Here is an 8,451-nt window from a genome sequence, read left to right as displayed (position 1 = left end):
GCCCGGCCCGGCGGGCTCGAGACGCGGCTGCCGCCGCCGGTCTCGCCCGGGCCCTACCGCGTGGGCATCGGCGATGTCGTCCTGCTGGCCACGCCGCAGACCGGTTCGACCGTCGAGCAGCTGACCGGGCTTCTTGCCGCGTCGAACAGCCGGCAGGGATATACCGTGCAGGACGACGGCACGATCTCGATCCCCAACGTGGGCCGCGTGCAGGTCTCCGGCATGACGCTGGAAGAGGCCGAGGCCGAGCTGTTCCAGCGGCTGGTGGAAAACCAGATCGACCCGACCTTCAGCCTCGAGATCGCAGAGTTCAATTCCAAGAAGGTCTCCATCGGCGGGGCGGTCACGCAGCCGACCGTGGCGCCGATCACGCTGACGCCGCTCTACCTCGACGAGGCGCTGAGCGCCGCGGGCGGCATCACCGTCGAGGACCAGGACTATGCCTCGGTGCGGATCTACCGCGACGGCACGCTCTACCAGGTGCCGCTGCGCGATCTCTATTCCAACAACGGGCTGCGCCGCATCCAGCTGGTCGACGGCGACAGCGTCTTCGTGGACACCGCCTACGAGCTCGACCTGGCGCAGGCCTACTTCGAGCAGCAGATCCGCATCTCGGAATTCCGGCAGGCATCGCGCGTCGCCGCTCTGAACGAGCTGAACTCGGAGATGTCGATCCGGCGCAACGCCCTGGGCGAGGCACGGGACAACTACATGACCCGGCTCGAGCTGGACTCGGTCGACCGCGACTATGTCTACCTGACCGGCGAGGTCGACAGCCAGGCTCGCTACCCGCTGCCCTTCGGCAAGACCGCCTCGCTGGCGGATGCGCTCTACAGCAACGGCGGCGTACCGACGGAAACGGGCAACGTGCGCGAGATCTACGTGCTGCGCGGCTCGCCCGATCCGCGCGAGTTCGGGGCCGTGACGGCTTGGCAACTCGACGCCCGCGACGCGACGAACTTCATGCTGGCAACGCGCTTCGAGCTGCGGCCGAATGACGTGATCTTCGTGGCCGAGCAGCCCGTGACGCGCTGGGGCCGCGTGATTTCCCAGATCACCCCCTCGCTGATCACCTCAGCGGCGAGTGCGGCGACGAACTGATTGCCGAGGTAAGTCGACAGCAGTAGAAGGCCCAATCGGAACGACTCGACTGGGCCTTCTGGGGGTAGGTGCCGGTGGATGCATCAGTTGACATAGTATTTTGATCCATAGGCTGAATACGGACCATAGCTATTGCCATAGCCATAGCGTTTCATACCTTTCGGACTGATCTGATTCAGTACAAGTCCGCTCACCGGCTTGCCGACGCTTTCAAACTCGCGCAGCGCAGCGACCACTTGATCCTTCTCCGTACGGTCCCACTTCACGATGAACACTGTTGCATCAACGTTTTGAGCGATCACACGGGCGTCGGGAACGATGAGCACCGGCGGCGTGTCGACAATGATCACATCGTAGGAACCCCGAAGGTCCGCCAAGAGATTGGCGAAACGCTCGGACGAAAAAATATCGGCAGCGTTACTCTGCCCCTTGTCACCCAGAAGCACGTCGGCTCCGAGCAACTCGCTGTGGACCACCACGTCGTCGAAACTCTTCGTGCCTGTAAGTACCGAAACGATCCCCTCGGTCTGGTCCTCCTGCAGGTACTGCCCGAAGACCCGGCGCCGGATGTCACCCTCGATCAACAGTACCTTTTTGCCCATCGTGGAGAAGTTGAGAGCTAAGGACAAGGCCACTGTGGTCTTGCCCTCGCCGGAGACAGCCGAGGAAGTCATGATAACCTTGGGTGGCGTGTCCACGTTGGACAGCATGACCGAGGTGCGCAGGTTGCGGATTGCCTCTGCCGCAGCCGAGGAAGGCTTGTCCTTGAGATAGGTGATGGCGTCCTTGCGTCGCCGTGCCGGAATGAGCGGTAGTTGGCCGATGGTGGCGTATCCGGTTGCTGCTTCGAGTTGCGTTGCGTTGCGGAAAGCCCGGTTGCGGGCCTCTCGTATCAACACGAAGGCGGCTCCGACCATAAGCCCTAAAATGACAGACAATGCGAGGATAAGAGATTTGCGCGGCGCGAATGCTGCAGCAGGCACTACCGCTGGCGAGATCATGCGGCTGTCTGCTTGTTGGACGCCTTGCTGTGCCGAAGTCTCTTTGAGACGCGCTAGAAAATACTCGTAAAGCAGACGGCTTGCCTCGGCTTCGCGAGACAGCTGCTGCAGTTCGATCAGGTCTTCGCTCTGCTGGTCAATCTGCTCCTCAAGCGTGGCGAGGGAGTCCTGCAGGGAAGAAATTTGAGCCTCGTCGCGCGCGATATCCGCCTGGATCCGGGCCTCGATCTGAGAGACCCGTGCCTCGAAGCTATCCGCGACGTCAGGATTTTCGATCCGAGGCAACAACCCCTGAAGCTGTCGATCGCCCGTAAGCTCTGCCTTCTCCTGTGGCGTCTCGGCAGCGCGGATGGATGCCAGGCGAGCTTGTGCGACCTCCTGGTCAGAACGGGTATTTTCGATCCGCTCGCGCATGTCCTTGACCTGAACCTCAAGCCCTTCCAACTGCTCCTGGCTAACGAGCGATGTACTAGCGCGAAATTCTTTGACTCGCTCTTCGGCCTCTTCGAGCTCGACTTGAAGATCGGTGACGCGCTCGGTAAGCCATGTCGTGGCCTGTTCCGTGGCTTCGAACTTCACCTCAAGCTGATTGAGAATGTAAAGGTCCACGAGCGTGTCGGCAATTCGCGCAGATTTCTCTGCAGAGGTGGTTTCCACGGTAACCTGAAAAACGAGACTGTCCGGTACATTACGAATAGTCAAGCTTTCCAAAAGCGCATCGATCGTAGCCTGCGTCTGTCGTGTGTTACTCGGCGCGGGAGCTGGGGAAGAGGGAAGTAGCATCCCTTTCACTTGAGCCTTGATCTGAGCGATAGTGCTGGGCGAACGGAGGGAAGAATTGAACTCCGGATCCCGAGTTAAGTCGAGTTCTTCAACTACTTTTCCAAGTAGGATGCGGCTCTGAAGGATTTCTACCTCAGTATTGACCACGTCGTCATCTGAGGCAAGTCCTCCGAGCACGTTGCCCAAGTCGACTACCTGTTCTTCACGATTGTTCAGCATGACGACAGCCGTTGATCGGTACACCGGTGTAGCCACGCCGAACGCATAGAAACTGGCACCTGAGATGGCGACCAGAATAGCGACAACGATAACAATCTTGCCTCGCCAGAGAGCGCCAATCAGCGCACTCAGATCGACGAGATCGCCCGAAGGTGCAGTAGCTTCCAGACCACCACTTCGAAAGCTCTTAATGTTGTTCAAAGTATCGCTCCAGGTTTGGTGGGCACGTTGCTTGACCTTTACCCGTTTAACACGAGTGAACGAAACGTCGAGCTCTATCATCCTCAGGTGACTAAAATGTCATAGCATGCTCAAAAACCGAACTGTTATCCCCACTAGCCGCGATACTCGGACAGCGACGCAATCGAGATTATTCCTTCAGCTCACACTTTGAACCTCAGCTTCTAAACCCCTCAAGCGCGTTCTGGTTGCCCGCGTTGGAGGTCTCCTCAACGCGATAGGAGCGCATAAATTCTGAGATACTAATTACCGTGAAGTTAGGACTATATCTATTTTATGATGTGCGCGGCCCTGCTGAGGAGTGCGACACAAAAAATAAAATAAATTATATGCACCAAATCAGCACATTTAACCGAAATATATCCACGCAATCACTGAAGTTGCGATTACCGCCTTATTCAAAGGCGGCCGGCGCATTTACCGCCGAACGCGACGGATTCTTCTCTTAATGCGGCCCAAAACAGAATTAAACCTATACAGTCTCCATTCGCGACTATCGATAACACGTTGACCGAATTCGAAATCAATCTCAACCTGCGAAGGCAGAGTGAAGTTCATTTTCGACAGGCTCTTTTCTCGAACTCCAAATAGGCTCGGCAGGCTGAATTTTGATGAATGAGTTCCTGCAGAAAACCCCATATTACGAACCATGGGTTCAGGAGGAAAAAGAGATAAGCCACCATACTTGGTGATTGCAAGCTGCCAATGGACGTACCAGCTGCTTATGAATCCTTGTTCTTCCATAGACAGCATCTTATCAAAACGGCGCAAGCCGTGACCATTAAACCTATCACGGAAACCCCGCGAGGTTCTCGCACAGCGAGATAAATTTGCCTGAGCTGAGAAATTTTCCCATCTATTCGACCAGGTAGCCCAACCCCAGGAACTGCCTACCGGCAGAAAATGAGCAACTCCAGAACCAAATCCATTCACATCTGGTACATCAGCGCAAATGCTCCATACCCTCATGTCCTCCCTATATCGATTTAATCCCAAATTAAAATACTTTAACGCATCTTGGCTCAGTTCAAGATCATCCTCCAGCACAACGACACTGTCATGATTTTGGCACACAACATCAATGCCACACGATAGTGACTTCTTGAGGCCATAGTTCTCATCACGCCTAACAATACAAATGCGTGGGTGGCAAACTGATTGGAAAACCTCCTCTACACTATCAACCAGACTCTGCTCTGATCTTGATCGACTCCCATCAATGAAAACAAACACTTTAGATTCCGAGAATTCCGGATTGCTCTCTAGGGATCGAACCAATCGCTTGGCAGAACCTGGCCTGTTAAACGCAAAAATTGCTATTGGAGCGAGGTCGCTGTGCGAGTTAGTATTGACCATGCTCAAGCCTCGATGCGTAATATTTGTATGCTTCCGGCATGGCTCCACCATAAAATAATAAAATTCCGAAGTACAGCCAAAGAGACGGATCAAAGAAATAAAACTTTGCAACAACGAGCGGAAGACTGCAAATTAACAAGCCGAGTCCAGCTGCTCGAAATGCGCGAATGGAGAGGACAGCCAGAAACGGAATGGCTATAGCCAACCCCAAAAACCAAACGAAATTAATTAAAGTCCCTAGGTCCTGAGGTGAAGAGCACGTCTGGCAGAATGATATACTAAGCGGTTTAGGCAATATCATCCCACCATTGAATTGGCTTGTAAATGCATCCCAAGCTTGAATTTTCATCACCATGGATCCAGATGCGTCTTCCACCGTGAAGCGGTCAAGGAAATACTGGAAGAATGCAGTGCTTTCGAAATCAAGTACAAGAATAACTCCAAAAACCGGTACCGTTGCCAGCGTAGCGGCAAGTGCCTTTGCGGCCCGCCCTCCTCTATCGATCGACATAACGTAATCTACCAAGCATCCAATAAAATAACTGGTCACTGCAAGAATGGACCATGCGGACAATGTAAACAACGTCGATGCAACTGCAACAGATTCGATACGACCGAACAGCCTTCCTCTCAGAGCGCCTGAGACCAGCGCGCAAAAATATACAGTGGCTGTATAGGTACCTGGCTCAATTTGGAAACCGGTAACGCGGAAAAACCCCATGAACTCTTGGACCCTTGCTGCGCTCCAAGGAAACATCAACTGATGAAAATCTATCTCCAAGCCGAGTCCAAAATATGAAACGACACCAAGAAGCAACCCGAAAACGTTCACAGCTACATAGACCCGAGTTAGAGACAATAGTGTATACGCCGCTTCGTTCGACTGCGCCATCCCCCCGAAAAACAGCCCAACCAGCAAGCAGAAACAGGCAATCAAAGCGAACATCGTACCATCAGAAAGATTGCTGAACAGAAAAACAGATGCAAAAATGAGTGATGCAACAACATGCTTTACTTTGATTCCATGTCCCAAAATAAGGGAAAAATGCAATATAATAGCAGCGCCGGCCAAAATGCGAAGCGAATAGGACAGGCCTGCGAACCGTCCAAGCGCTGGAAACTCGGTGCGCGTCATAAATAGGAAGAACAAGATATTAAGTGCTACCCATGCCAGTCGACTACATTTTGCCATGAGCGCTTCACCCAGATGCTATTTGTGACAGCTCATTTGCGCTTATCGCAAAGTTTCGATCAGCATTAAACCGTTTCTGCCAAACTTCTCTCGGATTCAAATTGACCCAACGACCATCAATGCGTGCATTAAACACTCGGTTTGCAAGATCTTCACTATTGCGAGCATCAGCCAACGTACAAAGGAAGCCGCTTTCACCTTCTATGACGATCTCTGGAGTTCCGTCTACTGCAGTAGCCAAAACTGGAATCCCAAACGATATAGCTTCCATTATAGAAACTGGAATACCCTCAGATCTGGAGAGATTTACGAACAGGTCAACACTGTTCCGCTGATAAAACTGCATAATCTCAGGGTTATCAACCCAACCATGTAGCGTCACCTTCAAATTATGACACTTTTTAGCGCACTTGATCGCTTCCAGAGCCTTGGCGTCATTTCCGCTACCAAAGTGATGCCAAACCACTTTACGACTATACTTAGCCATTGCTTCCGCAAACTGCGCAATCAATTCTACTTGCTTTACTGGCGCTATTCTCGAGCAAGAAACAATGGTGAAGGCATCACTTTCCTTAACATTGCTCGAGGTGCCATAATCAAAAGTACCCAGACGGTTCACCTGGATACGTTCATTCTCAATATCGAACGGCCATTCCTTCTCAAAGTAGTCTTTGCCATGATCTGAAATAAAGAAAATTCGTTGCGCGTGTAGAATGTTGCTACGCCAAGGAAAACTTTGCGGCTTGCTTTTGCCATAGATATACCCATGACCTCCGTAATCGTAGAGGTCTACGCGATGGAATCGCACTGCAAACGGAATATGCCGTTTCCTAAACAGGTTTGAAGCCAACGCCGGAGTATGTCCCCAGTAGGCGTAGGCTACCCGTTTGTCTTCCGACGCTAGCAATCGGCGCACGCCCTCTGATCGTTCAAGTTTTCTTTTAGTAGCGGCCCAGGCCATCAGTCGTTTCGGCTCTACCGGTCGTTTGTCCCGCTTAAGGTTGAGCCACTCCAATGCGGCATCGTTCCAAACAGATGGAAAAAGGAGGGAAAAAAGAAAAAATTTCCTTTGCTCCACGTCGTGGTAAAGTGGCGAGCATAGCGTAAACCCGCTCGGAAGCTGCCGCCTAGAACGCGATCCAATGATTGGCTGCACCAAAATTTTGTCAAACCGCTGACGCAGATATGGAAGCTCCGATTCCAGGAATGGCTCCCCGTTACCATAAGGATACTTAAAAGTAATCAAAAGCAGGGTTGAGCTTTCGGAGTTCTTATCAGCCAATGCTATCGTCCTTGCAGCCTTCACGCTTTTCGATCGCCATCCTATAATACCAGATAAGCATACACAACATGTATGGCACTGAAAGCCATACAGATGTTCTGATTGCCCAAAAAATATCATCACCCAGCTGACGGCCCAATAAAAACCCTCCCAGAAAAACAGCGGATTGAAAAAGCGCTACCACCAGCATAACCTTTTGCTTTTTACCTAGCAGATATGAGGGTGCGATCGTTGCCAATGTCATTTGAAGAACAACATATGGTGCAAAAACGGCGGCCATCTCGCCGGCCACGATCCAGGATGGGCCCAGCGCAAAAGTAAACAGAGTCGGGCCATATACATTTAGAACCAAAGCCATGACGGCGCCAAGGGTTAGAACAGGGAGTCCAATCAACACAATTGATCTTTCGAACCGGCCAGTGTCTCGTTGTTCCTCGGCCGCTGAACGAAAAAATATTTGACTAAGCGAGCGCGAAACTAGTGTGGAGGGCATCATCACGACGCGAAACATCATGAAGTACGCACCGGCCTCCGAGGTCGTGTACATTCTTGCGATCATGATGGCCGTGAGCCAGCGGACGATTTGGCTCATGAGAACGTGCGGGAGATTCCAAATCGGCTGATCCCGATATACTCCTGCGAGCCGAAACAAATATTGGCGCCGACTCCCCTTCCGAAAGGCTGTGCGATACAAACTTTTATTGCTACATCTCAGCAGAGGGAGAATTGATAACACAGCACCAAGGGTCTCTCCATAGATAAGAGCTCCAATGCCTCCAAGCACGAAATAGGCCAAAATAATTTGAATGACAAAGGCAGAGAACGATTTGACAACTTTCGCAACCGACACATTGCGGTAAGCGCCCAGGCGTATTGCCATATATGTAAGTGATGTTTGGCAGGATACAAAGAAACCCGAGACCGGCAATAGTGCCCAGAATAGCCCCAAGTCTACACCAGATATTTCGTCCAAGGTCGTTTGGAGCGCAATCGCGGCTATCACCAAGGCTAGTGAAGCGATTAAGGCCGTTGCCTGCGCCAATAAAAGAACGCTGCGTGCTCGACGTTGTGTAGTACACAACATTATGCCTTGTTCAAAACGGGCCGAAAGTGACGCGCCTAAGATTTGCATCCCGAAAAAAAATATGGAGAACGCGCCAAATTGCTCGGGAGTGAAAACGCGAGATAGGATCGGATACGACAAAATGTTAACCGCCTGTGAGGCAGCTACGCCCAAGCCAACGACCGCTCCACCGCGAAATATCTCGGATATTCTC

Annotated in this window: 6 protein-coding genes; 1 reads left to right on the top strand and 5 read right to left on the bottom strand. The window is 52.1% G+C overall.

Features of this window, described 5'->3' with window-relative positions; all coding sequences use genetic code 11:
- Window positions 1-1,101 (top strand): polysaccharide biosynthesis/export family protein (locus SALMUC_RS26650; RefSeq protein WP_037373019.1); only part of this gene is annotated, 1,101 nt, incomplete at its 5' end.
- Between the two features lie 83 nt (window positions 1,102-1,184).
- On the opposite strand, the gene SALMUC_RS26645 is transcribed toward SALMUC_RS26650, so the two are convergent.
- The 5 genes from SALMUC_RS26645 to SALMUC_RS29370 form a co-directional block, all read right to left on the bottom strand.
- A complete protein-coding gene (locus SALMUC_RS26645) occupies window positions 1,185-3,386 on the bottom strand; it encodes a GumC family protein (RefSeq protein ID WP_084514104.1) in 2,202 nt (733 codons plus the stop codon).
- A gap of 375 nt (window positions 3,387-3,761) precedes the next feature.
- A complete protein-coding gene (locus SALMUC_RS29380) occupies window positions 3,762-4,700 on the bottom strand; it encodes a glycosyltransferase (protein WP_198014702.1) in 939 nt (312 codons plus the stop codon).
- Window positions 4,687-5,892, bottom strand: coding sequence for a hypothetical protein (locus tag SALMUC_RS30230; RefSeq protein ID WP_156883668.1), 1,206 nt, complete (start codon window positions 5,890-5,892; stop codon window positions 4,687-4,689). The genes SALMUC_RS29380 and SALMUC_RS30230 overlap by 14 nt, the downstream gene beginning before the upstream one ends.
- 7 nt (window positions 5,893-5,899) lie before the next feature.
- Window positions 5,900-7,174: a glycosyltransferase gene (locus SALMUC_RS29375; protein WP_198014701.1), complete on the bottom strand. Its 1,275-nt coding sequence runs from the start codon at window positions 7,172-7,174 to the stop codon at window positions 5,900-5,902.
- The gene (locus SALMUC_RS29370; protein ID WP_198014699.1) at window positions 7,167-8,411 is read right to left on the bottom strand and encodes an oligosaccharide flippase family protein; all 1,245 of its coding nucleotides are present in this window, start codon (window positions 8,409-8,411) and stop codon (window positions 7,167-7,169) included. Before SALMUC_RS29370 ends, SALMUC_RS29375 begins: the two co-directional genes overlap by 8 nt.
- Window positions 8,412-8,451: the final 40 nt, after the last annotated feature.

It is taken from the genome of Salipiger mucosus DSM 16094 (assembly GCF_000442255.1).
GTDB lineage: Bacteria > Pseudomonadota > Alphaproteobacteria > Rhodobacterales > Rhodobacteraceae > Salipiger > Salipiger mucosus.
The sequence above is the reverse complement of the archived record's forward strand: the minus strand, read 5'-3'. Positions and strand labels throughout refer to the sequence as shown.